Raw genomic sequence first — 26,308 nt, 5'->3', positions numbered from 1 at the left:
CCGGCCACCCGCCGCGTCCCGGGCCGGGCGGGTCGGCGCGACCGCCGGCGACGAGACGTCGGCCGGCGGCCCGGCGGAAACGGGGCGGTGCGACGGTGCCCGGCTCGCTAGCGTAGGCCGAGTGCCACCACGGATCCCCCACCCCGAGCCCGGCACTCCGGACGTCCGGGGCCCGTTGCGGTACCTGTGGTGGCTGGTCCGCTGCCAGCCGTGGCGGGTGCTGCGCGGCAGCCTGTTCGGCACGGCCTGGATGACCGCCCTGTCGGTCCGGCCCTACCTGATCTCCCGCGCCGTGGACGACGGACTGCGCACCGGCGACACCCGGGCCCTGGCCCAGTGGGTGGCGGCGATCGTCGTCGCCGGCGTGGCGCTGTCCTGGCTGGGCATCATGCGGCACCGCACGATGACCTTCATCCGGGAGGACGCGAAGGCGCGCTCCGCCGCCGTGGTGCTCCGCCAGCTGTCCCGGGTCGGCGCCGTGCTGCCGCGCCGGGCCGCGGCGGGCGAGGTGGCCACGGTCGGCGGCACCGACATCGACCGGGTGGCGCAGGTGATGACGGTGACCGGGCCCGGCGTCGGCGCGGTGGTCGCGTACCTGGTCGTCGCCGTCGTGCTCTGGTCGATCTCGCCCCTGCTCGCGCTCTGCGTGCTGGTGGGCGTGCCGTCGGTCGTCCTGGTCGTCGCTCCCCTGCTGCGCCGGCTGGAGCGGGCGGAGTCGGTCTACCGCCAGCAGCAGGGTGAGCTGACCGCCCGGTCGGGCGACATCGTGGCCGGGCTGCGGGTGCTCGCCGGGGTGGGTGGCCGGGGCCTGTTCGCCCACCGGTACGCGGCCCGCTCCCGCGACCTGCTCGTCGAGGGTTACCGGGTCGGCGCCGTGAACAGCTGGATCGACGCGGCGACGGTGGCCGTCCCCGGGCTGTTCCTCGCGGCGGTGGTGTGGCTGTCGGCCCGGATGACGGTCACCGGCGACATCAGCGTCGGGGAACTGGTCGCCGTCTACGGCTACGTCGCGACACTCGTCGTGCCGGTCTGGTTCCTGCTGGAGGGCGGCCACCAGCTGATCCGGGGCCGGGTCGCGGCCCGCCGGATCGTCGCCCTGCTCGCCGTCACGCCGGACGACGTCGGCGGGCCACGCGACACGCCGACGCGTGCCGGCGCGGCGACGGTTCCCGGCAGCCGGCAGCCGGCCGGCCCCACCGCCCCGGTCCCGGCCCCCGCAACCCCGCCCACGGTCCCCGGCAGCCCCGCCATTCCCGTCCCGGCCCCCGCCGGCCCCGCCGGTCCGCTCACGGCCCCGGGCGGCCCCGCCGACCTGCACGACCGGTCGAGCGGGCTGACCGTGCGGGCCGGCCGCCTCACCGCGGTGGCCGCCGCCGACCCGGCCGACGCCCTCGCCCTGGCCGACCGGCTCGGCCGGTACACCGTCAGCGACGCCACCTGGGGCGGCGTGCCGCTGACCGGCGTCGGGCTGGAGCAGGTGCGGGCCCGCATCCTGGTCGCCGACCACGACGCCTACCTGTTCGCCGGGACACTGCGGGAGGTGCTGCGCGGGGCCCGGCCCGACGGTGACCGCGACCGGATCGCCTCCGCCCTGCACGCCGCGTCGGCCGAGGACGTCGTCGACGCCCTGCCGCGCGGGCTCGACACCCCGCTGGACACCCGCGCCCGCTCCCTCTCCGGCGGCCAGCGGCAACGGATCCGGCTGGCCCGGGCGTTGCTCGCCGAACCGGAGGTGCTGATCCTCGTCGAGCCGACCTCGGCGGTGGACGCGCACACCGAGGCGCGCATCGCCGCGCGGCTGCGCCACGCGCGGGCCGGACGGACGACCGTCGTGCTCACCACCTCGCCGCTGCTGCTGGGACGGGCCGACGAGGTCGCCCACCTGGTCGCGGGGCGGGTCGCCGCCACCGGCACCCACGCCGACCTGCTCGACCGGGACCCGGGCTACCGGCGGCTCGTGGCCCGTGGCGACGCCGACGCCGAGCAGGCGCTGCGGTGAGCGGGCTGCCGGTCGCCGACCGGGCCACCGTGCGCCGGGCGACACGCGGGCTGATCGCCCGGGACCGGCGCGCCGTCGCGGTCGTGCTGGCGCTGCACGCCACCGCCACGGTCGCCGGGCTCGCCCCGCCGTGGCTGCTCGGCACCATCGTCGACCGGGTGTCCGCCGGGGCCGGCGTCGCCACCGTCGACCGGCTCGCCCTGGCGATCGGCGGGGCCGTGCTGGTCCAGACGCTGCTGTCGCGGTACGCGCGGTACACCGGCCACCGCTTCGGCGAGCGCGCCGTGGCCCGGCTGCGCGAGGAGTTCGTCGAGCGCACGCTGAACCTGCCCGTCGACGTCGTCGAGCGCGCCGGCTCCGGGGACCTCGCGACCCGCAGCTCGGTCGACGTGGCGACGGTCGGCACCACAGTCCGGGACGTGGTGCCCACCATCGTCATCGCCTCGGTGCAGCTGACGCTGCTGTTCGGCGCGGTGTTCCTGCTGCACCCGCTGCTCGGGCTGGCCGCGCTCGCCGGGCTGCCGACGATCGCGCTGGTGACCCGGTGGTACCTGCGGCGCGCCAGCCCGGCGTACCTGGCCGAGGGGGCGGCCGCCGCCGAGCTGACCGAGACGCTGACGACCACCGCGGAGGGCGCCCGTACGGTCGAGGCGTTGCGCCTCGCCGACGAACGGATCGGGCACGGCACCGCGCGCATCGCCCGGGTCTGGGGCGCCCGGCGGGCGACCCTGGCGCTGCGCACCGTGTTCTTCACCGTGGTGGAGGCCAGCTACCCGCTGCCCGTGGCCGCCCTGCTGCTGGTCGGTGGGCTCCTGCTCACGCGGGGTGAGGTGTCCCTCGGCGCGGTGGTCACCGCCACGCTCTACCTGCAGCAGGCGATCGAGCCGCTGGACCGGATCCTCCAGTGGACGGAGCAGGCGCAGCGCGGCTTCGCCTCGTTCGCCCGGGTGCTCGGTGTCGGCCAGGTGCCGCCGGAGCGGCCCGGCCGGGCCGCCGCGCCGGTGGACGAGCGGCTGGTCGTCCGGGGCGCCCGGTTCGCGTACGGCGGCGGACCCGACGTGCTGCACGGCATCGACCTCGAGGTGCGGCCCGGCGAGCGGTTGGCGCTCGTCGGGCCGTCGGGGGCCGGGAAGTCCACCCTGGCGCGCCTGCTCGCCGGGATCGACGCGCCCCGGGAGGGGGTCGTCAGCGTCGGCGGCTGCCCCGTGACCGACCTGGACCCGGCCGAGCGCCGGCGGCGCATCGCCCTGGTCACCCAGGAGCACCACGTCTTCATCGGCTCGCTACGCGACAACCTCGCGTTCGCCGCCCCGGACGCCTCCGACGACCGGATGCGCGCGGCGCTGGCCACGGTCGGCGCCGACTGGTACGCCCGCCTGCCCGACGGCCTGGACACCCCCCTCGGCGACGGGGCACACCAGCTCGGGGCGGCCGAGGCCCAGCAGCTCGCGCTGGCCCGGCTGGTGCTCGCCGACCCGCACACGCTGATCCTCGACGAGGCGACCGCCGCTCTCGACCCGACCACCGCCCGGCGCACCGAGCGGGCCCTGGCCGCCCTGCTCACCGGGCGGACCGTCATCGCGATCGCGCACCGCCTCAACACCGCCCACGACGCCGACCGGGTGGCGGTGCTGGAGGGGGGCCGGATCACCGAGCTCGGCAGTCACGACGAGCTGGTCCGGGCCGACGGCCCGTACGCCGCCCTGTGGCGTTCCTGGCACCCCTGACCCGCCCGGTCTACTTCACCGCCCCGGAGGTGAGACCGGACTGGATCTGGCGCTGGAAGATCGCGTACACGACGATCATCGGGAGGATGGCGATGGTCAGGGCGGCGAAGAGACCGGACCAGTCCGCCTCGTAGCCGGCGTTCACCGAGATGTCCGCGATGCCCTGGGTGAGCACCCACTTGTCCTTGGCGTTGGAGAGCAGCACGAGCGGCAGCTGGTACTGCCCCCACTGGCCGATGATGTTGAAGATCCCGACGCTGATCAGGCCCGGCTTCGCCATCGGCATCATCACCTGGAAGAACAGCCGGGTGTGCGAGCAGCCGTCGATCATCCCCGCCTCGGCGACCGACGACGGCAGCGTCTTGAAGAACGCGGCCAGGAAGAACACCGTGAACGGCAGCGAGTAGGCGATGTAGACCAGCACCACCCCGGTGTGGGTGTCCAGCAGTCCCAGGTTCTTCACCACGAAGAAGAGCGGTACGAGGGCGAGGAAGACCGGGAACGCCAGCCCCGAGACGAACAGGTAGTAGATCGCCCGGTTGCCCCAGAACTTGTAGCGCGCCAGCACGTAGGCGGCCATCGAGCCGAGCAGCATGGTGCCGAAGGTGCTGCACGCCACCACGATCACGCTGTTGAGGAAGTAGCGCCCGACGTTGGCCTTGGTCCACGCCCGGGCGTAGTTCTCGAACCGCAGCTCCGCCGGCAGGGTCCACGGGCTGCTGAAGATCTCCGTGGTGTTCTTGAACGAGGCGAGGAAGGTCCAGAGGATCGGCACGATCACGATCACCGCCCAGACCGCGAGCGCCACGTGCCCGAGGTTGGCGAACAGCCGTACCTCCGAGCGTCGGCCCCTGCCGCCGCGCCCACCCGCGGCGCCCGGCTTCACGGTCTTCGGCGGTAGCGCCGCCGGTGTCGGCGGCAGCGTCGTCTGCGGGTTCATCAGTACTCCACGCTTTCCCGCTTGGTCAGCCGCAGCGTCAACGCCGCGAACGTGAGGGTGAGGAAGAACAGCGCCACGCCCATTGCCGAGGCGTAGCCGTACTTCGAGTAGACGAAGGCGTTGCGGTAGATCTCCATCGCCAGGACGGTGGTCGCGCCGTCCGGGCCGCCGCCGTCCACCGAGAGCACCGAGACGATGGCGAACGCGTCGAACGCGGCGATGCCCAGGTAGACCCAGGCGACCTGGAGGGTGTCCCAGAGCAGCGGCAGGGTGACCCGGAAGAAGAGCGTCACCCGGCTCGCCCCGTCCATCTCGGCGGCCTCGTAGATCTCGCCGGGGATGGAGGCCATGCCCGCCGAGAAGAGCACCACGTAGAAGCCGACCGCCTGCCAGACCAGCACGCCGATGATCGACCAGAGCGCCAGGTTCGGCCGGACCAGGAAGAGCACCGGGTCGAAGCCGAGCTTCATCAGCACGCCGTTGATCAGGCCGGACTCGTTGGGCCGGTAGACCGTCTGGAACAGCACCGCGATGATGGCCACCGCCAGGACCTGGGGGAAGAAGAACACCACCCGGTAGAACTTCGACCCCCAGACCCCCTGGCGTTGCCCACCGCTGCTCTTGCCGCCCACGTTGAGCAGGAACGAGAAGAACAGCGCGATGGCGATGGTGATCAGCGGCAGGGCAAGCAGCAGTACGCCGTGGTGCTGGACCGCCTTCCAGAAGTTGTCGTCGTCGAACAACCTCCGGAAGTTGTCGAAGCCCACCCACTGCGGGGCCGAGAGCCCTCGCCAGTTGGTCATCGAGATCTGGAACGCCTGCGCGTACGGCGCGATGACGAAGACCACGTACAGCGTGACCGGGACGAAGAGGAACCCGATCACGAACGGATACTTGCCGTGCCGCATGACCCCTACGCTCCGATCGATCAGCGCTTGAACTTGGTGATGGAGCTGTCCTTCTTGATCGCGTCGGCGCGCTTCTGGATGCGCTCCGCGAAGGCGTCCGCCTTGATCCGGCCGAACATCAGCTCGTTGGTGGCCGTGCGGACCTCCGTGTCGAGCTCCTTGTACCAGCCGTCGAAGTAGATGTTGAACACGTCCTGGCCGGCGGCCTTGAGCGCGGCCTGCGAGCTGGCCACGCCGGGCGGGAAGGCGAAGCCCTCCGAGCCGGCGGTGACCACGGTCGGGGCCTTGACCACCTCGGTGAAGCCCTTCGCGCCGGCCACCGAGAGCATCTGGCGCATGTACTCCAGGCCGCCCTTGGGGTTCTTGCTCTTGGCCGAGACGAAGTAGCCCTCACCGGCGGTCGCCCGCAGCGCCGTCGCCGGCAGCTTGTCCGAGGCGGACAGGCTCGGCACCGGCATGAGCTGGTACTCGAAGCCGGACGGGGTGTCCTTCTTCTGCTCGCCCTCCAGCCAGTCGCCGCTGGGGTAGAACGCCAGCTTGTACTGGTTCTGCCGCAGCTGCACGTCGGTGTGCTTGAGCCCCTCGAAGCTCTTGTCGACGTACTTGGCGCCGATCTCGGCCCACGCCTCGGCGGCCTGCTTGACCGCGTCCTGCTGCCAGGCGCCGTCCTCCAGGTTGTCGATGTTCTTCAGCACGTCCGTGCCGCCGATCTTCGCCGCGTGGGTGAGGATCACGTTCCACTGGTAGTACGCGGCGTTCGCCCCGGCGTAGCCGTACGGGGTGATGCCCTTGGCCTTGATCTTGTCGAGCAGGGCCGTGAACTCCGACCAGTCCTTGGCCGGCGCCCAGCCGTTGTCCTTGAACAGCTTGCCGGAGTACCAGATGCCGAAGACGGTGGAGACGTAGTACAGGACGTACGGCTTGCCGTTGAAGGATCCGACGTCGACGGTGCCCGGCACCACGGTGTCGCGGACCTTCTTGTTCGGGTCGTCGACCGACGGGGCGTCCCACAGCTCGGTGAGGTCCTGGAGCTGGCCGTCGGCGACCAGGGCGCCGAAGTCCATCAGCTTCTCGCCGGAGTTGTTCACGAACTCCGGCGGGTTGCCCGAGGCGAACCGCGGCTGGAGCACCGTGGACACGGCCTGGGTCGACTGGTGCTTGACCTCGGCCTTCGGGAACGCCTTCTTGTACAGCGGCTGGTGCACGTCGGTGGCGTACTTCTCGCCGTAGCCACCGTTGAAGATGACCACCTCGATGGGGGCGTCCTCGGCGACGCCGAGCGGGTTGGTGGCGCTCTTGGTGCCGCCCGCGACCTGCTCGTTCTTCTCGTCGCCGCCGCTGGTCGCGCAGGCGCTCAGCAGGCCGGCGGCCGGGGTGGCGAGCAGGCCCACCGCGGCGGCCCGACGCAGCACGGTCCGGCGGCTCAGGTCGGCCGGGTTGTCGGGGGTAATCGACATCGTCGTCTCTCCTTGTGTGTTCGGGTCAGGCGGTGCGCCGGAGGCGCCCGGCGTACCGCGACTCGAGGGCGTGGTTGTGCTCGTCCCCGCCGGGGACGTTGGCGGAGAGGTAGATAGGGGGTACCTCCCCGGCCTGGTGGAACCGTCGTACGACCTCGGCGGTCAGCAGCTGCGCCAGCAGCGCCGCGGTGACCGAGGAGACCGCACAGACCGCGCCGCCGCCCTCGAGCGGCAGCAGTGCGTCGCCGTACGGCGCGCCGTTGTCCAGCACGACGTCGGCGAGGTCGGCGAGGCGCCGGCCGGACGGGTGCCGCGGGGCGACCCGTGCGGTGTGCGCGACCGAGGTGACCGCGATCAGCGGGTGGCCGCGTCCGGTTGCCAGCGTCGCCAGCTCGACCACCGAGCCGTTGATGCCGGACTGGGACGCCACCACGAACACGTCCTGCGGCTGCGGGGCCGCCAACTCGTACAGCTGGTGGGCGACGGCGGGGTCGCGCTCCAGCTTCGGGTCGGCGAGCACGTCGCGCGGGGCGTCGCCGTGCAGCACCAGGTCGTGCAGGGAGAGCCGGTTGGTGGGCACCAGCCCGCCGGCACGGGCGACCAGTTCCGCGGCGAACGCCTCGGAGTGGCCGGCGCCGAACGCCTGGAGCACCCCGCCGGCGCGCAGACTGGTGGCGACCAGGTCGGCGGCGGCGCCGATCCCGTCGGCGCTGGCGTCGACGAGCCGGTCGAGCACCGGGCGGACGGCGTCGGCGTACCCCTGGGCGCTGATCATGCGGTGGCCCCCTTCGCGGCCTTGTGCCCGTCGACGGCCTGGGCGGTACGCCGGAAGGCCGCGTGGGCGCGGTCGTGGGTGCGCTGGGCGACGGCGATGTAGAGCAGGTCGAGCACGACCAGCTGCGGGTGCCGGGCGGAGAGCGCGTCGGGGCGGAAGGTGGTGGCCTGGCTGGCGGTGAGCAGCACGATGTCGGCCAGCTCGGCCAGCGGCGAACGCGGGAACCCGGTCAGCGCCACGGTGGTCGCGCCCCGGCTGCCCGCCTCGGCGAGCATCTCGATGGTCTCCCGGGTCTGGCCGGTGTGCGAGATGCCGAGTGCCACGTCGCCCTGGCGCAGCAGGGCCGCGCTGGCGAGGCCCTCGTGCACGTCGTTCCAGGCCCAGGCCGCCACCCCGATGCGGTGCAGGCTGAACTGCATCTCCTCGCCGACCAGGGCGCTGCCGCTGGCCCCGAAGATGTTCACCCGAGACGCCCCGGCGATGGCGACGGCGGCCCGTTCCACCTCGGCGAGGTCGAGCAGCGCGGCGGTGTCGTGCATGGCGCGGGTGTCGGCGGCCATGATCTGGTCGAGCACCCGGGAGAGGGGGTCGCTCGGCTGGATCTCGCGGCCGATGTCGACGGTCCAGCCCGCCGAGCGGGCCCGGCCGGTCTCCGCGGCGATGCCGAGTCGCAGGTCGGCGTAGCCCTCGAAGCCCATCGCCCGGCAGAACCGGGTGATCGTCGCCGGGGAGGTGCCGCTGCGCTCGGCCAGCTCCACGATGGTCGCCCGGGCGGCGGCCTCCGGGTCGCTGAGCACGTGCTCGGCGACGCGGCGCAGTGCCCCCGTCAGCTCGCCCGCGCCGGCCCGGACCCGCGCCAGCACGCCGTCGGAGCCGACCCCGAGCGCACCCCGCCGGTCGACCGCGCCGGCGTCGACCACCGCGGTCCCCGCGGAGGCGTCCACCTCGTGATCAACCATCGGGCACCTTTCCGAAAAGAGTGTTAACTGTTAGTGGTAAAAGTTCTTACTGAAAGCCCCTCCGTGTCAAGGCCGTGGGCGAAGTTTTCAAACTGTTACCTGGCGCACAGCCCCGGAACCTGTCCGCCCCTTGCCCGCCGCCGCCGGGCCGACCAGCATGAACGCGGCGTCGATCGAGGGGTGGGTGCGGATGTCCGACAGCGTCGTGGTCGGTCTCGACGTCGGGGGTACGTCCACGCGGGCGACCGCCCTGGCCCTCGACGGGCGGCGGCTGGGCAGCGGCCGGGCGGGCGGCGGAAACCCCACCAGCCACGGTGCCGAACGGGCGGCGGGCGAACTCCTGGCCGCCCTGCGGGAGGCGCTCGCCGACGTCGATCCCGCCCGGGTGCGGGGCGGCACGATCGGGTTGGCCGGGGCGGGCCGGCTGCTCGCCGATCCAACGGGCCGGGAAGCCTTCGACCGGGCCTGGCGCGACGCCGGCCTGCGCTGCCCGTACGCGGTGCACGGCGACGCGCTGGTCGCGTACGCCTCGGGCACCGCGAGCCCCGACGGCACGGTGCTGATCGCCGGCACCGGGGCGATCGCCGCCGGGGTCCGGGAGCTGCGGCTGGACCGGGTCGCCGACGGACACGGCTGGCTGCTCGGCGACGCGGGCTCGGGTTTCTGGCTCGGCCGGGAGGCGGTCCGCCGGCTGCTGGCCGACCTCGACCGGGGGCACGCGCCCGGCCGGCTGGCGGCCGGGGTGCTCACCGAGCTTCTCGGCTGCGCCGCCGTGGCGGCCCGCCCCCGCGACACCGTCGACGCCCTGGTCCAGGCGGTGACCCGGCGGCCGCCCGTGGAACTGGCCCGGCTCGCGCCCCTCGTGGTCGCCGCCGCCGTCGACGGCGAACCGGTCGCCCGCGGGCTGATCGACGAGGCCGCCGCGCACCTGGCGGAGAGCGCGGCGCGGATCCGACCCGCCGGCGACGGCTCCCCCATCGTCCTCGGCGGCGGCCTGCTGACGGGTGACACCCCGCTCGCCTCGGCGGTCCGGGCGCAGGTCGGCCGGCAGTGGCCGGACGCGCCGCTGCACTCGGCGGGCGACGGGGCGGCCGCGGCGGCCTGGCTCGCCGCCCGGGACCTGCCCGAGGTGACGGATCCGCAGGCCCTGCACGCCCTGCTGGTCCCGCCGGCCTGACGCTGCGCGCGGGGCGGGCAAGGGGCACACACGGCACTCGTGTCGCCGCCCCGCCGTCGACCCGCGCTCCCGCCGCGGGGGCGAGGGGTGCCTCGCACGGCGCTTTGGAGCTGAATCGTCTACGTCATCACGCGGTCGGCACCAGCGCCGCCTGACATCGGCGCCGCGTCGGCTGCACCGGTTCAGGTGAGCCGCCCGCGCCAACCGGCTGGCAAAGCAGGTCGGGTGAGTTGCTCCGCGTCGCCCGCGCCCGACGCCGGTCAGCCGCTCACACCATCAGCCCCACGGCGCGCTCGTCGCAGCGGACCGGACCACGCGCCCACCGCACCACCGTCGAGCGAATCGTCTACGACATCAGCTCGACAGCGCGCAGACCGCAGCCGGCGGACCAGCTCCGCACGCGCCGCGACGCGCTGCTGAGCTGATCAGAACCGGTCCAGTGCGAATGGGTTCACTTGAGCTGGCCGGCGGTCAGGCCGGACTGGACCTGGCGCTGGAAGAGGATGTAGACCAGCAGCACGGGGACCACCGCGATGGTGAGGCCGGCGAAGAGCTGGGCGTAGTCGCCGGCGTAGCCCTGGTTGACCGAGAGCGCGGCGAGCCCCTGGGCGAGCACCCACTTGGACTCGTCGCCCTGCATGAGCACCTGGGGCAGCAGGAACTGGTTCCAGTGGCTGAGGAAGTTGAAGATCGCGACGCTGATCAGTCCCGGACGCGCCATCGGCAGCATCACCTGGAAGAAGAGCCGGAAGTGACCGCAGCCGTCGACCAGTGCCGCCTCCGCGACGGCGGTGGGCAGGGTACGGAAGAAGGCGGTCAGGAAGAACACCGTGAACGGCAGCGAGTAGGCCGCGTAGACCAGGATCAGCCCGGTCCAGGTGCCGAACAGGCCGGCGTTGCGCACCACGAAGAACAGCGGCACGAGGGCGAGGAAGACGGGGAACATCAGCCCGCCGACGAACAGGTAGTAGACGACCTGCTTGCCCCGGAACTCGTAGCGGGCGAAGACGTACGCGGCGGTGGCGCCCATCAGCATGGTGAGGGTGACCGAGCCGGCGACCACCACCAGGCTGTTGAGGAAGTACTGGCCGATGTGCGCCCCGCTCCAGGCGCGGGACCAGTTGTCGAAGCGCAGCGCGCCGGGCAGGCTCCACGGGTCGGCCAGGATCTCCGCGTTGCTCTTGAAAGAGCTGACGAACATCCAGAGCAGCGGCAGCACGGTCAGCGCGCCCCAGAACAGCAGGAAGCCGTGCGACAGCACGTTGGCGACGCCGAGTTCGCGGCGTACCGGGCGGTCGGCGGGGCCGGGAGGCTCGGGCAGCGCCACCGGGGCCGGCTTGTCCAGAGTCGTCACGAGTACTCGATCCTGTCTCGCTTGCTGGCCCGCAGCGCCAGCACCGCCACCGTGAGGGTCAGGAAGAACATCACCACGCCGATCGCCGAGGCGTAGCCGAACTTGGTCTCGCTGCCGAACGCCGTGTCGTACATCCGCACGCCGATGACGTCGGTGGAGAAGTTGGGGCCGCCGTTGGTCATCAGCTGCACCAGGATGAACCCGTCCAGGGCGAAGATGGCCAGGTAGACCCAGGCGACCTGGACGGTGTCCCACAGCAGCGGGATGGTCACCTTCCACAGCGTGGTCAGCCGGGAGGCGCCGTCGAGCATGACGGCCTCGTAGATCTCCTTCGGGATGGCCGACATGGCCGCGCCGAAGAGCACCACGTAGAAGCCGACGTTGCTCCAGATCATCACCGCGAGGACGCACCAGAAGGCGGTCCTCGGATCGCCCAGCCAGGTGGGCGCGCCCAGACCGACGCTGTTCAGGGCGCTGGTGAGCAGGCCCTTGTTCGGGTGGTAGACCTCCTTCCACAGCAGCGCGATGATCACGACCGAGAGCACCTGGGGGAAGAAGTAGACCGTGCGGTAGAACGACGAGCCGCGCACCCCGCTGACCCCCGCCCGGCCCTTGCGGCCGCCCATGTTGAGCATGGCGGCGAAGAAGAGGCCGAGCACGATCGTCAGCACCGGAACCAGCGCCAGCAGGATCGCGTTGTTCTTCAACGCGTTCCAGACGTAGTCGTCGTTCCACAGCGTCTTGAAGTTCGCCAGCCCGACCGAGTTGGCGTCGGCCGAGTAGCCGAGCCAGTCGGTGGTGGAGATCTGGAACGCCTGCAGGTACGGCGACACGACGAAGATGACGTAGAGCAGCACCGGCGGCACCAGGAAGGTGACGATCAGCGGGTACTTGCCATGTCTCACGATGAGGTCCTACCTCTTCAGCGGCGGCCCGGTGGGGGCGGGGTGGTCCACCCCGCCCCCACCGGCCGGGGTGTCAGGCGGCCCGCTTGTACTTCTTGATCGAGCTGTCCTGGGCGATCGAGTCCGCGCCCTTCTGGCACTGGTCGAGGAACTCCGCCGGGCCGATCCGCCCGCTGAAGAACTCGCCGCACGCGGCGTCGACCAGGTTGCGCTCCAGCTTGCGGTAGTAGTTGTTGTAGACCCAGTTGAAGCCGTTGCTGCCGGAGGCCTCCAGCGCCTTCACCACCGTGTTCAGCCCGAACGGCAGCTCGACGCCCTCGCTGGCGCCGGCCACCACGGTCAGGCTGGAGACCTTCCTGGTGAAGTCCTGCGCGCCCTTCTTGGAGAGCATGACCCGGAAGAACTCCAGGCCACCGGCGAGGTTCTTGGCCTTCGCCGGGACCATGAACGGCTCGCCGGCGGTGCCCCGGACGGCCTCGAACGGCAGCTTGTCGCCGCTGCCCAGGCTCGGGGTCGGCTGGACGGTCATGTTGAACCCGGCCGGGGTGACGTCCTTCTGCTCGCTCTCCAGCCAGGAACCGCAGGAGATGAAGGCCGCCTTGCCCTGGCACCACGCGGTCTGCGACTGCTTGTGGTCGAGGCCGGGCGAGCCCTCGAGGATGTACTTGTCCTTGACGATCTGGTGCCAGGCGTCGGCCGCGGTCTTCATCGCGTCGGACTTCCAGGCGTTGGGCTCCAGGTTGTCGATCGCCGTGGCGACCGAGGGGCCGCCGAACTTGATGGCGGTGGAGATCAGCGGCCAGCTCATGTAGCGCGGGTGCAGGCCCGCGTACGTCCAGGGGGCGATGCCGGCGGCCTTGATCTGCTTGCACAGCGCGATGTGCTCGTCCCAGGTCTTGGCGTACTCCCACTTGCGCTCGCTGAAGAGCTTGGTGGAGTGCCAGATGCCGTAGACGGTGTAGGTGTAGTTCATCACCAGGAACTTGCCGTCGTACGAGCCGACCTCGACGGCGCCCGGCAGCAGGGTGTCCTTGACCGTCTTGCCCGGGATGTCGAGGCTCGGGGCGGCGAGCAGCTCGCCCAGGTCGGCGATGGCGTTCTGCGACACCAGGCCGTTGAAGTCGATCTGGTTGGCGCCGGAGTTGTTGACCACGTCCGGCGGGGTGTTGTCGACGAAGCGCGGCTGGAGGGTCTTCGCGATCTCCTGCGTCGCCGAGTGGTTGATCTTCGCCTTCGGGTACTTCTCGGTGTACATGGCCTCGTGGGCCTTCGCGTACTCCTCGCCGAAGCCGCCGTTGAAGATCACCACCTCGAGGGGCGCGTCCTCCTTGACACCGAGCGGGTTCTGCTCGCTCTTGGTGCCCTTGTAGGTGCCGGCGTCGCCCTTGTCGTCGTCACCGCCGCCCGTGGCGCAGCCGGTCAGCAGGCCGGCGGCGGGGGTGGCCAGGAGGCCGGCGGCGGCGGTGCGCCGCAGGATGTCACGCCTGTTCATGGTCTCTCCTCGGATCGGTCCGGGCGGTCGCCGGCTGGGGGTTGGTGACCGCCGCACGAGGCGCAGGGGGAATTTGTCTTCAGTTCGCAATATGTTGCTGAAGAATTTCTACGGCAGGAGGGCGCGGACTTCAACCCCCGGGGACCGAACCGTTATCAGCAGCGGCCAGCCCACGCCTGACGTACCCTCGGGGCCATGCGCCGCCTGCGGCAACTCGCCGCGCGCACCCCCGCTGGTCGGCAACGTTACGTCGACCTGCTCCGGGCGCTCGCCATCGGCATGGTCGTTCTCGGCCACTGGGCGGTCGCCGCGATCGGCGAGGACGCCGCCGGCCGGCCGACGGGGCGCTCGGCGCTGCCCGACCTGCCGTGGGCGTACCCGCTCACCTGGGTCGCCCAGGTCATGCCGATCTTCTTCCTGGTCGGCGGGTACGCCAACGCCGCCTCGCTGACCGCCCGCCGGGCCGCGGGCGTGGACGCCACCGCGTGGCTGCTGGACCGGGGCGCCCGGCTGCTGCGCCCGACCACCGCGCTGCTGCTGGTGATCACCGGCGGCGCCGCGCTCGCGTCGCTCGTCGGGGTCGGGGCGACGTTGGTGCGTACCGTCGCCTGGTTCGCCACGATCCCGCTCTGGTTCCTCGCCGCCTACCTGATCGTGGTGCCGCTGACCCCGGCGATGCACGCCCTGCACCGGCGCTTCGGCCTGCTCGTGCCGGCGGCGCTGGCCGCGCTGGTCGTCGCCGGCGACGTGGGGCGGGCGCTGGGCCCGGCCGAGCTGGCGCTGCCGAACTACGTCTTCGGCTGGCTGGCCGTGCACCAGCTCGGCATCGCCTGGCGCGAGGCCGACGCCGGGCGTCACGACGCCCACCCCGCCTCCGGGCGGGAGGGGATCCCGCCGCGCCCCGGATCCGCGCGGAACCGGCAGCGCGGACGCCGGCTGCCGCCGTCCCGGCGCGCGGGCGCGGCGGCGCTGCTGGGCGGCTTGGCCGCGACGGTGCTGCTGACCACCGTCGGACCGTACCCGGTGAGCATGCTCAACGTGCCGGGCGAGCGCCTGGACAACGCCGCCCCGCCCAGCCTGGCCCTGCTCACCCTGACCGCCGCCCAGTTCGGGCTGATCCTGCTGCTGCGCGACCCGGCGGAGCGCTGGCTGCGCCGCCCCCGCCCCTGGCAGGCGGTGATCGCGGTGAACGCGGTCGTGCTCACCGTCTTCCTCTGGCACCTCACCGCCGCGATCCTGCTGGTCGGCGCGCTGGACGCGGCCGGGTGGCTGCCGACCCCGCCCGTGGGGTCGGCGGCCTGGCTGGCCTGGCGGGTGCCCTGGGTGCTGATGCTGACCGTGGTGCTGGCCGCCCTGGTCGCCGTCTTCGGCCCCGTCGAGGCCCGCACCGGTCGCGCCGGCAGCGCCGGACGCAGCGACAGCGCCGGGCGCCACGGGGACGCCCGGCGGGCCGACAGCACCGGGCCTGCCGGGGACCCCGGGCGGGCCGGCGACGGGGCCGCGTCGGGCCGCGCGCCGGCCGGCCGCGGGTGGCGGGCCACCGCGCGCAGCGCGCTCACCGCGGCCGGTTTCGCCGCCGTGGCGTACGCCCTGGTGGTCAACGCGGAGACGCCCAGGTCGGCGCCCGAGCCGCTGGGCGTGCCGGCTCCGGCGCTGGTGGCGTACCTGGCCGGGGCCGGCACCCTGCGCCTGCTCAGGTCTGGGTGGGGAAGCCGAGGTTGACCCCGCCGTGCCGGGGGTCCAGCCAGCGGCTGGTGACCACCTTGCCCCGGGTGAAGAAGCGCACCCCGTCCTCGCCGTGCGCGTGCAGGTCGCCCAAGAGCGAGGCCTTCCAGCCGCCGAAGGAGTAGTACGCCGTCGGCACCGGGATCGGCACGTTGACGCCGACCATGCCGACCTCCACCTCGTGCTGGTAGCGCCGGGCCGCGCCGCCGTCGTTGGTGAAGATCGCCGTGCCGTTGCCGTACGGGTTGGCGTTGACCAGCTCCACCGCCTCTTCGTACGAGCCGACCCGCACGACGCCGAGCACCGGGCCGAAGATCTCGTCGGTGTAGATCGACATGTCCGGGGTGACGCGGTCGAACAGCGTCGGGCCCAGCCAGAACCCGTTCGCGTCGCCGTCGGGCTCGACGTCGCGGCCGTCCACCACCGGCACCGCGCCGGCGGCCACCCCCGCCTCGACGTACGACCGCACCCGGGCGGCGTGCGCGGCGGTGACCAGCGGGCCCATGTCGCAGCCGCGCCGGCCGTCGCCGATGCGCAGCCGGCCCATCCGCTCGGCGATCCGGGCGACCAGGTCGTCGGCGACCGGCTCCACCGCGACCAGGGCCGAGATCGCCATGCACCGCTCCCCCGCCGCGCCGAACCCCGCGTTGACCGCCGCGTCGGCGGCCAGGTCCAGGTCGGCGTCGGGAAGGACCACCATGTGGTTCTTCGCCCCGCCCAACGCCTGCACCCGCTTGCCGGCGGCGGTGCCGCGCTGGTGGACGTGCCGGGCGACCGGGGTGGAGCCGACGAACGACACGGCCTTCACCCCCGGATGCTCCAGCAGCGCGTCCACGGCCTCGGCGTCGCCGTTGACGACGTTGAGCACCCCGTCGGGCAGGCCCGCCGCGGCGAACCACTGCGCCAGCAGCAGCGCCGCGCTCGGGTCCTTCTCGCTCGGCTTGAGCACCACCGCGTTGCCGCAGGCCACCGCGATCGGGAGGAACCACAGCGGCACCATCGCCGGGAAGTTGAACGGGGAGATCACCGCGACCACGCCGAGCGGCTGCCGCAGGCTGTACGAGTCGACCTCGGTGGAGACGTTCTCGCTGAACCCGCCGCGCAGGGCGGAGGGGATGCCGCAGGCGTACTCGATGATCTCCAGGCCGCGCTGCACCTCGGCGGCGGCGTCGGCGAGCACCTTGCCGTGCTCGGCGGTGATCACCTCGGCGAGCCGGTCCCGCCGCGCGTGCACCAGCTCCCGGAAGGCGAACAGCACGGCCGTCCGCCTGGCCAGCGACGCGTCCCGCCAGAGCCGGGCCGCGCGCCCGGCGGCCTCCACCGCGACCGCGACGTCCGCCGCCGAGGCCAGCTCCACCCGGGCGGTACGCCGACCGGTCGCCGGGTCGAAGACGTCCCCGTGCCGACCGGACGAGCCGCTGAACGGCTTGCCGTCGACGAAGTGGCCGATCACGTCCACGCCGTGCTCCGCCGCGCTCACGCCGCCACCTCCGCTGCACCGGACCGGATCGCCTCGACCCCGACGACCCGGCCGCAACCGGAGACCGGCTCGATCGGCTCGTCGTGGTGGAGCGGCATCCGGGACGGGAGCACGGCCCGGTGCCGGGCCGGCAGATCGTCGGTGGTCATCGTCGCACCCTCTCAGCGGCGTTCGCGGTAACCGCACGCTGCCACCAGCCGGCGGCGGGGACAAGAGCCGGTAGGGGGCGCGGCACCGTCGTCACCGGTCCGGTCGTTCGTCGCCGGCCCGTCCGCGCGCCGCCCGGGCACCGGTACGATCCGGCGGTGCGGACCGGTGAGGAAGCGCCGCGTGGGACGCCGGCGTTGCCGACCGGCGCGGCGGGCGCGAGCGTCGAGGCGCTCGCGGCCGGCGTACGGGCCTGGGTGGGCTCGGCGCCGCTGCGCGACCTCGTCGGGCACTTCGGCGGGAAGTGGCCGGACGGGGACGTGGCGGGGGTGCTGGCCGGCCTCGACGACTTCTCCGCCCGGCACTGGGACTTCCGGGGTGGCCGGGAACGCCCGGACGCCCGGGAACCGGCCTTCGACCCGGTCACCGCGCGGCTGGTGCTCGCCACCGCCGCCGCGCTCGGCATGGTGCGTCCGGCGGCGCCGGCCCGCTCGCGGTACGCCCACGTGGTCGTGCTCGGCGGGTTGGCGCACGCCTGCCAGCGCCGGGTCGCGTACGCGGCGCACCTGCTGCGCGGCGGCACCCGCATCGGCGGCGAGGTGGCGGTGCTGGGCAGCTTCCGCCCGCTGTCCGACGTGGAGTGCCGGGCCCTGGACGCGGCCGGCGTCCCGCCCTGCGACACGGAGGTGGCGGCGCTGGACGCGGCGGTGCGGCGGGAGTTCGCGGTGGCCGCCCCGGCCGAGGAGGACGGCCACGACGCCGAGCACCCGCACCGCTCCTGGTCCTCGCGCACGTACCGGCCCGTGGGCGGCCCGCCGGTCCGGGTACTGGCCGCCCCGTCCGGCGATCCCGCCCGGCGCCGCGCACACACCGCCGACACCCAGCGGTTCTGGGCCGAGCACGTCCGCCTGCGCGCGGGCGACCCGGTGCTGATGGTGACCGCGCCGATCTACGTGCCGTTCCAGCACTGCGACGCGCTGCGCACCCTCGCCGTGCCGTACGGCTGCGCGATCGAGACCGTCGGCGTCGACCCGGCCCTGCCCGACCTGGCCGGGCTGCCCGAACCGGCGCTCACCCCGGGTCGCTACCTCCAGGAGATCCGCTCGGCCATCCGGAGTGTGCGGGCCCTGCACACGGCGCTGGGCGACGGCCGGCCGGCGCACGGCCGGGGGCCGGCGCACGACGGATCGCCGCACGCCGGCCCGGTGGACCGCGGTCAGTTGACGTAGACGGGTGCGTTGCCCTTGCTGGCGTCCTGCACGGGCGAGTACGCCGCGGAGAAGTACGCCGTGCCGAAGCAGAGGCTGGGGCCGGAGAACTTCGTCAGCGTCTGGTTGGTGAAGGTGATCGAGTTGTTGGCGTTGGTCGCCGTGCCGGTCAGGCTGTTGGTGCTGGTCCGGTAGACGCAGGTGATCGCGCCGAGCAGCGAGTTCAGCACGACGGTGCTCTGGATCGGCGCCGTCGCCGTGCCGCTGATCCGGACCACGCCGGCGCTGGTGACCGAGGTGGCGTACGGCAGGTTCTGGACGGTCACGCTCTGCACGCCGGTGGTGCCGATCACGTTGGTGGTGCAGTTGGTGAAGGACTGCGCGGTCAGGCTCTCGGTGGCGGTGCCCGGGGCCGCCGGGTTGCTCAGCACCGTGGCGCTGAAGCTGGACGCGGCGCACTTCACGCCGGTGGTGCCCGTGGCGGAGGAGTAGAAGGTGGCGTTGGTGCCGGTCCTGAGGCTGGCCCGGATCACGTCGTTGACGGCGACGGCGGTGCCGCCCGGCGTCGGGTAGGTCAGCACGTTGTTGGCGAACGGTGCCGGGATGGCGGAGCGCGGAGCGGCGGCTGAGCCCGGGGCGGCGGCGAGGCCGGTCAGCAGCGCGAGGGTGGTGAGGCCCACGCCGATTCGTCCGTACCTGAGCATGGTGGGTCCTTTCCGGGGCGGGGGAGATCGACCCGCGCGGGCGGGGGTGCCCGCGTGGCGACCGGGGCCGTCGCGTCATGGACGGCGGTGGAGGGTGCCGGGCGGCCGTCGGGGCCGGACGGCGGTGGCGGTGGTGGTGCGGCGACGTCAGCGGGCAGGCCGGCGTGGGGCGCCGCGGCGTAGCGGCGTCACCTGCTTCTTTCCGACCTTGGGAGGGCGCTCCTGTTCCGCGATAATGGCAGCCATCGAGCCCTCCTTCGATGAGTCGACGGGTGACCATCCGGAAGATCACCCATGGTGACGGGATCCCAACTGAGCGTGCAGAAAGTTATAAACCTCGGAGGGTCGCAAAGTCAATCGAATGGAGAGGTGGACGCGGTGACCACGCAGCGCCGTCCGCATCCGGCGCCGACGCCCCTGCCGGGCGCACGCCCCGGCCGCGACCCCGATCGCGCGATCAAGCGTGGTCCGCGCCGGCTCTCCGCCGAGGCGGTGGCCGCGACCCAGCGCGACCGCCTCTTCGACGGGCTCGTGCGGGAGGTGGCGACGAAGGGCTACGACAACGCCCGGGTCACCGACATCTGCCACGCCGCCGGGGTGACCCGGCCGGCCTTCTACGCCCTCTTCAGCGGCAAGGAGGACGCCTTCCTCGCCGCGTACCGGCACGGCGTCGCCGTGCTGTCGCAGCTCATGGAGGGCGCCTACCGGGAGGCCGGACCGGAGTGGTCGGACGCCGCCCGCGCCGCCCTGCGCACCCTGCTGGAGGTGCTGGCGAGCGTGCCCGCCTTCGCCCGGATGGCGCTCGTCGAAGTGGACGCGGCGGGCCCGGACGCCCGCCGGGAGCGCGACGCCCTGCTCGGCAGCTTCCGCCGGTTCTTCGCCGACGCCGGCCCCGGCCCGACGGCGGACGTGGACCGCGACGCGCTGGTGTCCACCGTGGTCGGCGGGATCCACGCCACCGTCCGCAACCGGGTGGCCCAGGGCCGGGCGACGGAGCTGCCCCTGCTGCTGCCGGTGCTCACCTACGCGGCCACCGCGCCCTTCCTCGGCACCGACGGCGCGGCCCGGGCGACACGGCTGGCACGTCCGACCGACGGCCCGGGCACGACCGCGCCGTGCGCGCCGACCGGCGAGGCCGCCCCCCTCCCCTGACGGCGCGGTCGGAAACCGCAGCGGTTTTTCACTTTGGCCGCATTTGGCAGATACCGCCTCAACCAGTCCCCACCTGCCGTTGACCCGCCATTTACTCGGCGGTAACTTCAGCCTGCGCAGACCCTTCAGCCGATTTCCCATTGTCGTCGATGAATCGATCTCGAAAGGGAGCCCGCCATGTCGGAGCAGATCGCACCGATCGAACCCGATCCGCCGCGCAGCGGCGTGCGCTGGCGCCGGTTCGCCGCCACGCTGGGCACCGTCGTGGCGGGTGCCGCCGGCATGGTCGTGCTGACCGCCCAGGGCGTGCTGGGCGCGCAGTTCGCCATCTCCGGCATGCCGTTCACCGTCACCGCCGACCGGCTCACGGGCACGGGCTTCGAGCAGTTCGCCACCATCGACCACATGATTCCGGACAGCCCCAACCAGGGCGACACCGGCGGGCAGGTCCTGGTGATGGTGTCGGCGATCGACAAGGCCGAGCTGACGAACCTCTGCCAGAGCATCAACCTGGGCGGCGTCTACCTGAAGATCACCGCCGGCGGCGGCGGAACACCGGTCACCGCCCGCACCCTGGTCGTCGACGGTGACGAGGTCGCCGGCAACGCCTCGTTCAAGAACATCAACGTCGGGCAGGACGCCAGCACCCTCGACCAGGTGCCCGGGGTGCGGGGCAACCCCGGCGTCTTCGCCCAGCAGTCGGACACGGTGACCATCACCAACCTGCGGCAGAACAACTACGCCACCACGGCGGCCGTGTTCAACCTGCCCGACCTGCGCATGGCGTTCACCTCCGACGGATGCTGACGTGACCGCCGGAGAACAGCACCCGGCGCCGGCCGCCCGCCGACCCGGCGGGCGCTGGCGCCGCTGGCGGCGGGGCCGCCCGTTCACCGCCGGGGTGCTGATCGCGCTCGGCGGCCTGGAGATGCTCGTGACCCTGCGCGCGCCGCTCGGGGTGCTGCTGCACGTCGGGCCGCAGGGGCTGGCCGCGTACCTGGTGCCGGCCGTCCTGGTGCTCTGCGGGGTGCTGCTGGTCGCCACTCCGCAGCAGCGGGTCTTCTACGCCGTGCTCTCGCTGCTGCTCGGGCTCGTCTCCTGGTTGACCTCGAACCTGGGCGGCTTCCTGGTCGGGATGTTGCTGGCCCTGGTCGGCGGGGCGCTCGCCTTCGCCTGGACGCCCGACAAGCGGCCCCGGCCGACCGGTGCCACCGGGGCGCCTGGCGCGCCGGACCCGGCGGCCGGGGACGGGGACGGCAGCGCGCTGCTGCCGGGCGCGCGCACGCCAGACCCGACCCCCGCCGACCGGGGCTGAGTCAGCCGGCGGTGTCGCGTACCGCCTGGGCGAAGACCTCGGAGCGGTGCTCGAAGTTGCGGAACCGCCCGTAGCTCGGCGCGGCCGGGGAGAGCAGCACCACCCCGTCGGCCGGGGTCAGCTCGCGGGCCAACCGCACGGCGTCGGCCAGGTCGTCGACCACCTCGGTGCGTACCTTCGGCAGGCCGGCGAGCGCCTCGACGATCCGGGCGCCGCTGTCGGGAATGCCGAGCACGGTGAGCTCGCGCTCCGCGAGGTGCTCGCGCAGCGGCGCGTAGTCCAGGCCCCGGTCGGTGCCGCCGACGATCACCGTCAACGGTCGCCCCTCGTACGCGTCGATGGCGTGCATGGCCGCGTACGGGCTGGTGGCGAGGGTGTCGTCGACGAAGGTGAGACCGGACGGGTCGGCGATCTCGGTGAGCCGGTGGGCCAGTCCCTGGAACCCGGCGACCGCCACGGCCAGGGTGTCTCTGCGGGCCACCACGTCGACACCGAGCGCGTCGAGCACGGCGAGGGCGACGCAGAGGTTGCCCTCGTTGTGCCGGCCGACCAGCGGCAGCACCGCGCGCGGGAACAGCGGCCGGTCGCCGAGGTGGAACCAGGGCGTGCCGTCCGCGCCGCCGGCCACGTGCGCGGTGTCCGGCAGGCCGGCGCGTACCGCCGCGCGGTCGCCCAGTTCGAGGGCGAGCCTCGGGTCGGCGCCGTTGACCACCACGGTCCGCGGCCCGTGCGCCAGCAGGTTGAGCTTGTCCCGGTAGTACTCACGCTCGCCGCCGTGCGCGTCGAGGTGCTCGGGGAAGAGCGCGGTGACGACCGCGACCCGGGGCGAGTCGGTCAGGTCGCTGCACTGGTAGCTGGAGAGCTCCAGCACGTACAGCTCCGCCTCCGGCAGGTCCAGCGTCGGCACGCCGATGTTGCCGCCGAAGACGTTCGGCCGGTCCACGGCGGCGAGCAGGTGGCTGATCAGGCTGGAGGTGGTGCTCTTGCCCTTGCTGCCGGTGACGCCGACGGTGCGGGCGGCGTGGTCGGCCATCCACAGCGCCGTGCCCTGGGTCACGGTCACGCCGCGCCGGCGCAGCTCCACCAGCCACGGATGGGTCTGCGGCACGCCGGGCGAGCGGACCACCACGTCGGCGGCGGCCAGCCGGGCGAAGCCCTCCTCGCCGGTGACCAGCGGCGCCGCCTCGGCCAGCGGGCCCTCCCAGGGCAGGCTGAGGAAGTTGGCGCTGTCGTCGACGGCGACCAGGTCGGCCGGGCCGTGCGCGGCGATCGCGGTCACCGCGGCCCGGCCCTCCCGGCCGGCCCCCCAGACGGCGACGGTACGTCCGCGCAGGTCAGACAGGCGCACGGGCTCTCCTCAGGGGGTGTTGGCGGGTGGGGCAGGGGCGGGTCCGGCGCAGCCGGACACGGCCGGACGAACCAGGGCCTAGTATGGCGTGTGCCCAACGAGCAGCTCCGGCGGATGGACGCCTTCACCTTCCCGTCCTACTCGATCGACCTCTCCACCGGGGAGGTGTTGTTCGACTACGCCCTCACCGGCCCCGACGGCGAGCAGCGGTTCACCGAGGTGGTCACCCTTCCGCTGCCGGACGCGCCGCCGTCGGACGAGACCGTGGCGACCCTGGGCCGGGTGCTGGAACTCCTGCACGTGGTCGCCGGCGTCAGCTACTACAAGGCCGCCGCGCCGCCCCGCCTGGTGCTGCCGGCGCCGCTGGGGACGGCCGCCACCGAGCTGGTCACGGCCGTCTACACCAAGGGCCTCGCGGAGTACGCGTACCGCAACCAGCTGCCGCACGTGCTCGAACTGCGCCCGGAGGTGCCGCCCGGCTCGGTCTCCCCGGCCCGGGAGTACGACGACTCCGACCGGCGTCCGCTCTCGGCGGTCGGCGGCGGCAAGGACTCCATCGTCAGCCTGGAGGCCCTGCGCCGGGCGGGCTTCGACCCGGTGCCCTTCTCGGTCAACCCGAACCACGTGATCGTCGCGGTGAACGAGGCGTCCGGGCTGGCCCCGCTCGCCGCCCGGCGGCGCATCGACCCGGTGCTGTTCGAGCTGAACGCCGCCGGGGCGCTCAACGGCCACATCCCGGTCACCGCGATCAACTCACTGATCGCCGTCGCCACGGCGGTGCTGCACGGGCTCGGCCCGGTGGTGATGTCCAACGAGCGGTCGGCGTCGGACCCGAACCTGGTCTGGAACGGCCACGAGATCAACCACCAGTGGTCCAAGGGCGTGGAGGCGGAGGGGCTGCTGCGGGCCGCGCTGGCCGCGCACGCCGGGCTGACCGAGCCGTACTTCTCGCTGCTGCGCTCGCTGTCGGAGCTGCACATCGCCCGGTCGTTCGCCGAGATCGACCGCTACGACGACGTCGTGACGAGTTGCAACGCCGCGTTCAAGCTGCGCGACGCCAGCGAGCGCTGGTGCCGTGACTGCCCGAAGTGCCGGTTCGTCTTCCTCGCCATGGCGCCGTTCATGTCGCGCGAGCGGATCACCCACATCTTCGGCGGCGACCTGCTCGCCGACCCCACGCAGATCCCCGGCTACCGGGAGCTGCTGGGCGTGGACGGGCACAAGCCGTTCGAGTGCGTCGGCGAGGTGGAGGAGTCGGTGGTGGCGTTGAGCCTGCTCGCCGAGCAGGACCAGTGGCGCGACGCCCCCGTCGTGCGCGCCCTCGTCGACGCCGTACCCGAGACGGCCTGGTCGGCCGCCGCCGGCTCCGACGTCTTCACCCCGGGCGGCCCGAACCACGTCCCCCCGCCCTACGCGAAGGCCCTCACCACCCTCACCTGACCCACCCCACCCACCCCGCCCCGGCCCGCCCCGGCCCGCCCCGGCGTCGATCATGAGGTTGGCGGGTGCGGTTCGGGCGGTTCCTCCCCGCCAACCTCATGATCGACAGCGGACGGGAGGTGGCGGCGGGAGCGGCGGGGTCAGGGGGTGCGGATGGCGTCGAGGGCCAGCAGGGCCACGTGCAGGGAGAGGCAGGCCTCGACGGAGTCGAGGTCCACGTCCAGGACGCGGCGGATCCGGGCCAGCCGCTCATAGAAGGCCGGGCGGGACAGGTGTGCCGCTCCGGCCGCCGCCGACTTGTTGCGACCCTGCTCCAGGTAGGCCCGCAGGGTGCCCAGCAGCTGCTCCCGCGGGTGCTGCGCGTCGTGGGTCAGCAGTGCGCCGAGTTCCCGCTCGACGAAGGTCTGCAACCGGGGCTCGTCGCGCAGCAGGTGCAGCAGCCCCGCCAGCCCGACGTGCGGCAGCCGGAAGACCGGCAGATCCCGTCGGTCCCGCCGGGCGGCGTCGGCGACCTGCCGGGCCTCGATCAGCGACCGACGCGCCTCCCGCAGGCCGGGCACGCCGGAACCCGCCGCGATGAGCAGTCCGCCGCCTGCCGGCCGGGCCACGCCGTTCGTCCGGCCGTTGGGCCGGGCCGGTCCGTCCCCACGGACGGGCCCGACCAGGCGAACCTGGGCGTCGGGACGCGCGGAGCCACCCGGGCGGGGAGGACTGTCCGGGCGGACATGGCCGTCCGAGCGCGCGGGGGTGTCCGGGCGGGTGCGGTGCAGCGCGGTGACGAACGCGGCCAGCGACCGCTCCTCGGCCGCCGGCTCCGGCAGGGCGAGCAGCACGCCGACGGCGTGGTCGTCGATGGCGCTGGACAGCCCGGTCAGCTTCGCCTCGTGCAACGCCTGCCCGACCGCCTCGGCGAGATCACGCAGCCGTGCCGGGCCAGCCTCCGGACCGCCCGGGTGCCCCTGGTCCGGGGCCGCGCCGCCCTCCCCCGCCGGGTCGTCGGCCCGGTGCCGGACCACCACCCCGACCAGGTGCCGGCGCTCCAGCACCACGCCGAGCGCCCGGGCCCGCAGGGCGACCTCGTCCACCGGCAGGGAGTGGTCGAGCAGGGCGGTGAGCAGCGTCCGGTGGATCTGCCGCTCCAGGCCCTCGGCGTCGCGCCGGATCAGCCGGCCCAGGGCCAGCGTCGAGGCGGCCCGCTCGACGAGGATGGTCAGCCGGGTGGGCGGGACCACGGGCGGCGCGGCGACGCCGACGGGCGCGCCGCCCTCCTCGGCGGGGTCGAACACGCGCTGGCCCGCCGCCAGGTCACCCCCGCCGGGCCAGCGCAGCAGCAGCCGCCCCCAGTCCTGCCCCCGGGCGCCCACCGTGGTCACCAGCCACCCGTTGTCGCCGTCGTACGCCGTGCGCCCCGCCGGCCGGATCCGCCGCGAGTGCTGCTCCCAGCAGTCCAGCAGCAGCTCGGCGCTCTCCCCCGCCGGGTCGTACGCGAGCACCTGCCGGGAGAGGTTCTCCAGCACCACCGGGCAGCCGGAGAGGTCGGCGGCCTGCCGCACCACCTCGCCGGGGCCGGCGCCCTCCACCGACAGCTCCGTGAAGCGCTGGTGGATCTCCTCCGTGGCCCGCAGCTCGGTCAGCTGGGCGTCGACGATCAGCGCGTGCACGGCCTCGGTGATCCGGACGAACGGGGTGGCCCGCCGCAGCTCGACCAGGGGCAGCCCGCGCCGCTCGGCGGCGGCGGCCATCACCCGGGGCACCCCGCTGACATAGCGGCGGCCCAGCTCGACGACCAGCCCCGAGACCCCCACGTCCGCCAGGTCGCCGATGAAGGCGCGCAGCCCGGCGTCGTCGGCGGGCAGCCCGATCCCGGTGGTGAGCACCAGCTCGCCACCGCCGAGCAGGGGGGCGATGTCGGGCACCTCGGTCACGTGCACCCAGCGCACCGGGCGGTCGAGGCCGGCCTCCCCGGCGACCAGGCGCGGGGCGCCGTGGCGGACCGGGTCCAACGCGAGGACCTCACGGACGGTAGGGAACACGGGCGACACGCTACCGTCCGTGACGTCGATTCCGCACCGCCCAGGCTTGCGCTCTGCGGCGGT

22 protein-coding genes are annotated in these 26,308 nt (G+C 73.5%); 9 read left to right on the top strand and 13 right to left on the bottom strand.

The window, feature by feature from the left end; all coding sequences use genetic code 11:
* The first annotated feature begins 121 nt into the window (after window positions 1-121).
* Together AB0883_RS20220 and AB0883_RS20215 are read left to right on the top strand one after the other, a co-directional pair.
* Window positions 122-1,999 carry an ABC transporter ATP-binding protein gene (locus AB0883_RS20220; RefSeq protein ID WP_366642716.1) on the top strand — a complete coding sequence of 626 codons (1,878 nt, stop codon included), beginning with the start codon at window positions 122-124 and terminating at the stop codon, window positions 1,997-1,999.
* A complete protein-coding gene (locus AB0883_RS20215; protein WP_366642715.1) occupies window positions 1,996-3,726 on the top strand; it encodes an ABC transporter ATP-binding protein in 1,731 nt (576 codons plus the stop codon). The genes AB0883_RS20220 and AB0883_RS20215 overlap by 4 nt, the downstream gene beginning before the upstream one ends.
* Window positions 3,727-3,736: 10 nt before the next feature.
* Here AB0883_RS20215 and AB0883_RS20210 read toward each other — a convergent pair whose 3' ends face one another.
* From AB0883_RS20210 to AB0883_RS20190, 5 genes are read right to left on the bottom strand one after another with little or no spacing between them, the layout of a single operon-like run.
* Complete coding sequence (locus tag AB0883_RS20210; protein WP_366642714.1) at window positions 3,737-4,666, bottom strand: carbohydrate ABC transporter permease; 930 nt, start codon at window positions 4,664-4,666, stop codon at window positions 3,737-3,739.
* A complete protein-coding gene (locus tag AB0883_RS20205) occupies window positions 4,666-5,574 on the bottom strand; it encodes a sugar ABC transporter permease (RefSeq protein WP_366642713.1) in 909 nt (302 codons plus the stop codon). Before AB0883_RS20205 ends, AB0883_RS20210 begins: the two co-directional genes overlap by 1 nt.
* A 20-nt stretch (window positions 5,575-5,594) precedes the next feature.
* The gene (ngcE, locus tag AB0883_RS20200) at window positions 5,595-7,031 is read right to left on the bottom strand and encodes an N-acetylglucosamine/diacetylchitobiose ABC transporter substrate-binding protein (protein WP_366642712.1); all 1,437 of its coding nucleotides are present in this window, start codon (window positions 7,029-7,031) and stop codon (window positions 5,595-5,597) included.
* Between the two features lie 25 nt (window positions 7,032-7,056).
* The gene (locus tag AB0883_RS20195) at window positions 7,057-7,806 is read right to left on the bottom strand and encodes an SIS domain-containing protein (protein ID WP_366642711.1); all 750 of its coding nucleotides are present in this window, start codon (window positions 7,804-7,806) and stop codon (window positions 7,057-7,059) included.
* Window positions 7,803-8,765: a MurR/RpiR family transcriptional regulator gene (locus AB0883_RS20190; protein WP_121400778.1), complete on the bottom strand. Its 963-nt coding sequence runs from the start codon at window positions 8,763-8,765 to the stop codon at window positions 7,803-7,805. The genes AB0883_RS20195 and AB0883_RS20190 overlap by 4 nt, the downstream gene beginning before the upstream one ends.
* A gap of 190 nt (window positions 8,766-8,955) precedes the next feature.
* On the opposite strand from AB0883_RS20190, the gene AB0883_RS20185 reads away from it, so the two are divergent.
* Window positions 8,956-9,942 carry a BadF/BadG/BcrA/BcrD ATPase family protein gene (locus AB0883_RS20185; RefSeq protein WP_366642710.1) on the top strand — a complete coding sequence of 329 codons (987 nt, stop codon included), beginning with the start codon at window positions 8,956-8,958 and terminating at the stop codon, window positions 9,940-9,942.
* Between the two features lie 451 nt (window positions 9,943-10,393).
* Here the strand turns inward: AB0883_RS20185 and AB0883_RS20180 are convergent, their stop codons facing one another.
* From AB0883_RS20180 to ngcE (AB0883_RS20170), 3 genes are all read right to left on the bottom strand, one after another.
* Entirely contained in the window at window positions 10,394-11,143 is a 750-nt protein-coding gene (locus AB0883_RS20180; RefSeq protein WP_366643009.1) for a carbohydrate ABC transporter permease, read from the bottom strand.
* Window positions 11,144-11,292: 149 nt separating this feature from the next.
* Window positions 11,293-12,201: a carbohydrate ABC transporter permease gene (locus AB0883_RS20175; RefSeq protein WP_101411517.1), complete on the bottom strand. Its 909-nt coding sequence runs from the start codon at window positions 12,199-12,201 to the stop codon at window positions 11,293-11,295.
* Between the two features lie 73 nt (window positions 12,202-12,274).
* Window positions 12,275-13,693 carry an N-acetylglucosamine/diacetylchitobiose ABC transporter substrate-binding protein gene (gene ngcE, locus AB0883_RS20170; RefSeq protein WP_121400776.1) on the bottom strand — a complete coding sequence of 473 codons (1,419 nt, stop codon included), beginning with the start codon at window positions 13,691-13,693 and terminating at the stop codon, window positions 12,275-12,277.
* Between the two features lie 195 nt (window positions 13,694-13,888).
* Between ngcE (AB0883_RS20170) and AB0883_RS20165 the strand changes: the two genes are divergently transcribed.
* A complete protein-coding gene (locus AB0883_RS20165; protein WP_366642709.1) occupies window positions 13,889-15,415 on the top strand; it encodes an acyltransferase in 1,527 nt (508 codons plus the stop codon).
* Here the strand turns inward: AB0883_RS20165 and AB0883_RS20160 are convergent.
* Together AB0883_RS20160 and AB0883_RS20155 are read right to left on the bottom strand one after the other, a co-directional pair.
* A complete protein-coding gene (locus AB0883_RS20160; RefSeq protein WP_366643008.1) occupies window positions 15,387-16,877 on the bottom strand; it encodes a CoA-acylating methylmalonate-semialdehyde dehydrogenase in 1,491 nt (496 codons plus the stop codon). The two genes, AB0883_RS20165 and AB0883_RS20160, sit on opposite strands and share 29 nt — an antisense overlap.
* A gap of 17 nt (window positions 16,878-16,894) precedes the next feature.
* Window positions 16,895-17,047 carry a hypothetical protein gene (locus AB0883_RS20155; protein WP_366643028.1) on the bottom strand — a complete coding sequence of 51 codons (153 nt, stop codon included), beginning with the start codon at window positions 17,045-17,047 and terminating at the stop codon, window positions 16,895-16,897.
* Between the two features lie 156 nt (window positions 17,048-17,203).
* Here AB0883_RS20155 and AB0883_RS20150 point away from each other — a divergent pair, with 156 nt between their 5' ends.
* Window positions 17,204-18,274: a hypothetical protein gene (locus tag AB0883_RS20150; protein WP_366642708.1), complete on the top strand. Its 1,071-nt coding sequence runs from the start codon at window positions 17,204-17,206 to the stop codon at window positions 18,272-18,274.
* Here the strand turns inward: AB0883_RS20150 and AB0883_RS20145 are convergent.
* The gene (locus tag AB0883_RS20145) at window positions 18,262-18,957 is read right to left on the bottom strand and encodes a Tat pathway signal sequence domain protein (RefSeq protein WP_366642707.1); all 696 of its coding nucleotides are present in this window, start codon (window positions 18,955-18,957) and stop codon (window positions 18,262-18,264) included. The two genes, AB0883_RS20150 and AB0883_RS20145, sit on opposite strands and share 13 nt — an antisense overlap.
* A 378-nt stretch (window positions 18,958-19,335) precedes the next feature.
* On the opposite strand from AB0883_RS20145, the gene AB0883_RS20140 reads away from it, so the two are divergent.
* The 3 genes from AB0883_RS20140 (at window position 19,336) to AB0883_RS20130 (ending at window position 21,424) form a co-directional block, all read left to right on the top strand.
* Entirely contained in the window at window positions 19,336-20,109 is a 774-nt protein-coding gene (locus tag AB0883_RS20140; protein ID WP_366642706.1) for a TetR/AcrR family transcriptional regulator, read from the top strand.
* Window positions 20,110-20,286: 177 nt separating this feature from the next.
* A complete protein-coding gene (locus AB0883_RS20135) occupies window positions 20,287-20,916 on the top strand; it encodes a DUF6230 family protein (protein ID WP_366642705.1) in 630 nt (209 codons plus the stop codon).
* 1 nt (window position 20,917) lies between these two features.
* A complete protein-coding gene (locus AB0883_RS20130; protein WP_366642704.1) occupies window positions 20,918-21,424 on the top strand; it encodes a DUF6114 domain-containing protein in 507 nt (168 codons plus the stop codon).
* A 1-nt stretch (window position 21,425) separates the two neighbouring features.
* Here the strand turns inward: AB0883_RS20130 and murD are convergent, their stop codons facing one another.
* Window positions 21,426-22,772: a UDP-N-acetylmuramoyl-L-alanine--D-glutamate ligase gene (gene murD, locus AB0883_RS20125; RefSeq protein WP_366642703.1), complete on the bottom strand. Its 1,347-nt coding sequence runs from the start codon at window positions 22,770-22,772 to the stop codon at window positions 21,426-21,428.
* A gap of 90 nt (window positions 22,773-22,862) precedes the next feature.
* On the opposite strand from murD, the gene AB0883_RS20120 reads away from it, so the two are divergent.
* Window positions 22,863-24,212, top strand: coding sequence for a hypothetical protein (locus AB0883_RS20120; RefSeq protein WP_366642702.1), 1,350 nt, complete (start codon window positions 22,863-22,865; stop codon window positions 24,210-24,212).
* A 140-nt stretch (window positions 24,213-24,352) separates the two neighbouring features.
* Here AB0883_RS20120 and AB0883_RS20115 read toward each other — a convergent pair whose 3' ends face one another.
* Window positions 24,353-26,254, bottom strand: coding sequence for a PucR family transcriptional regulator ligand-binding domain-containing protein (locus AB0883_RS20115; protein ID WP_366642701.1), 1,902 nt, complete (start codon window positions 26,252-26,254; stop codon window positions 24,353-24,355).
* Window positions 26,255-26,308 lie beyond the last annotated feature (54 nt).

The organism is Micromonospora sp. NPDC047812, assembly GCF_040704175.1.
Lineage (GTDB): Bacteria > Actinomycetota > Actinomycetes > Mycobacteriales > Micromonosporaceae > Micromonospora.
Note: the sequence above shows the minus strand (reverse complement) of the source record. Positions and strands in the feature narration are given on the sequence as shown.

What these genes read in the sequence shown, in the direction of transcription:
- AB0883_RS20165 (WP_366642709.1), top strand. Translation starts at nt 13,889, where the DNA reads ATGCGCCGCCTGCGGCAACTCGCCGCGCGCACCCCCGCTGGTCGGCAA.
- AB0883_RS20190 (WP_121400778.1), bottom strand. Translation starts at nt 8,765, where the DNA reads ATGGTTGATCACGAGGTGGACGCCTCCGCGGGGACCGCGGTGGTCGAC.
- AB0883_RS20145 (WP_366642707.1), bottom strand. Translation starts at nt 18,957, where the DNA reads ATGCTCAGGTACGGACGAATCGGCGTGGGCCTCACCACCCTCGCGCTG.
- ngcE (WP_366642712.1), bottom strand. Translation starts at nt 7,031, where the DNA reads ATGTCGATTACCCCCGACAACCCGGCCGACCTGAGCCGCCGGACCGTG.
- AB0883_RS20205 (WP_366642713.1), bottom strand. Translation starts at nt 5,574, where the DNA reads ATGCGGCACGGCAAGTATCCGTTCGTGATCGGGTTCCTCTTCGTCCCG.
- AB0883_RS20185 (WP_366642710.1), top strand. Translation starts at nt 8,956, where the DNA reads ATGTCCGACAGCGTCGTGGTCGGTCTCGACGTCGGGGGTACGTCCACG.
- AB0883_RS20155 (WP_366643028.1), bottom strand. Translation starts at nt 17,047, where the DNA reads ATGACCACCGACGATCTGCCGGCCCGGCACCGGGCCGTGCTCCCGTCC.
- AB0883_RS20135 (WP_366642705.1), top strand. Translation starts at nt 20,287, where the DNA reads ATGTCGGAGCAGATCGCACCGATCGAACCCGATCCGCCGCGCAGCGGC.
- ngcE (WP_121400776.1), bottom strand. Translation starts at nt 13,693, where the DNA reads ATGAACAGGCGTGACATCCTGCGGCGCACCGCCGCCGCCGGCCTCCTG.
- AB0883_RS20180 (WP_366643009.1), bottom strand. Translation starts at nt 11,143, where the DNA reads ATGTTCGTCAGCTCTTTCAAGAGCAACGCGGAGATCCTGGCCGACCCG.
- AB0883_RS20210 (WP_366642714.1), bottom strand. Translation starts at nt 4,666, where the DNA reads ATGAACCCGCAGACGACGCTGCCGCCGACACCGGCGGCGCTACCGCCG.
- AB0883_RS20195 (WP_366642711.1), bottom strand. Translation starts at nt 7,806, where the DNA reads ATGATCAGCGCCCAGGGGTACGCCGACGCCGTCCGCCCGGTGCTCGAC.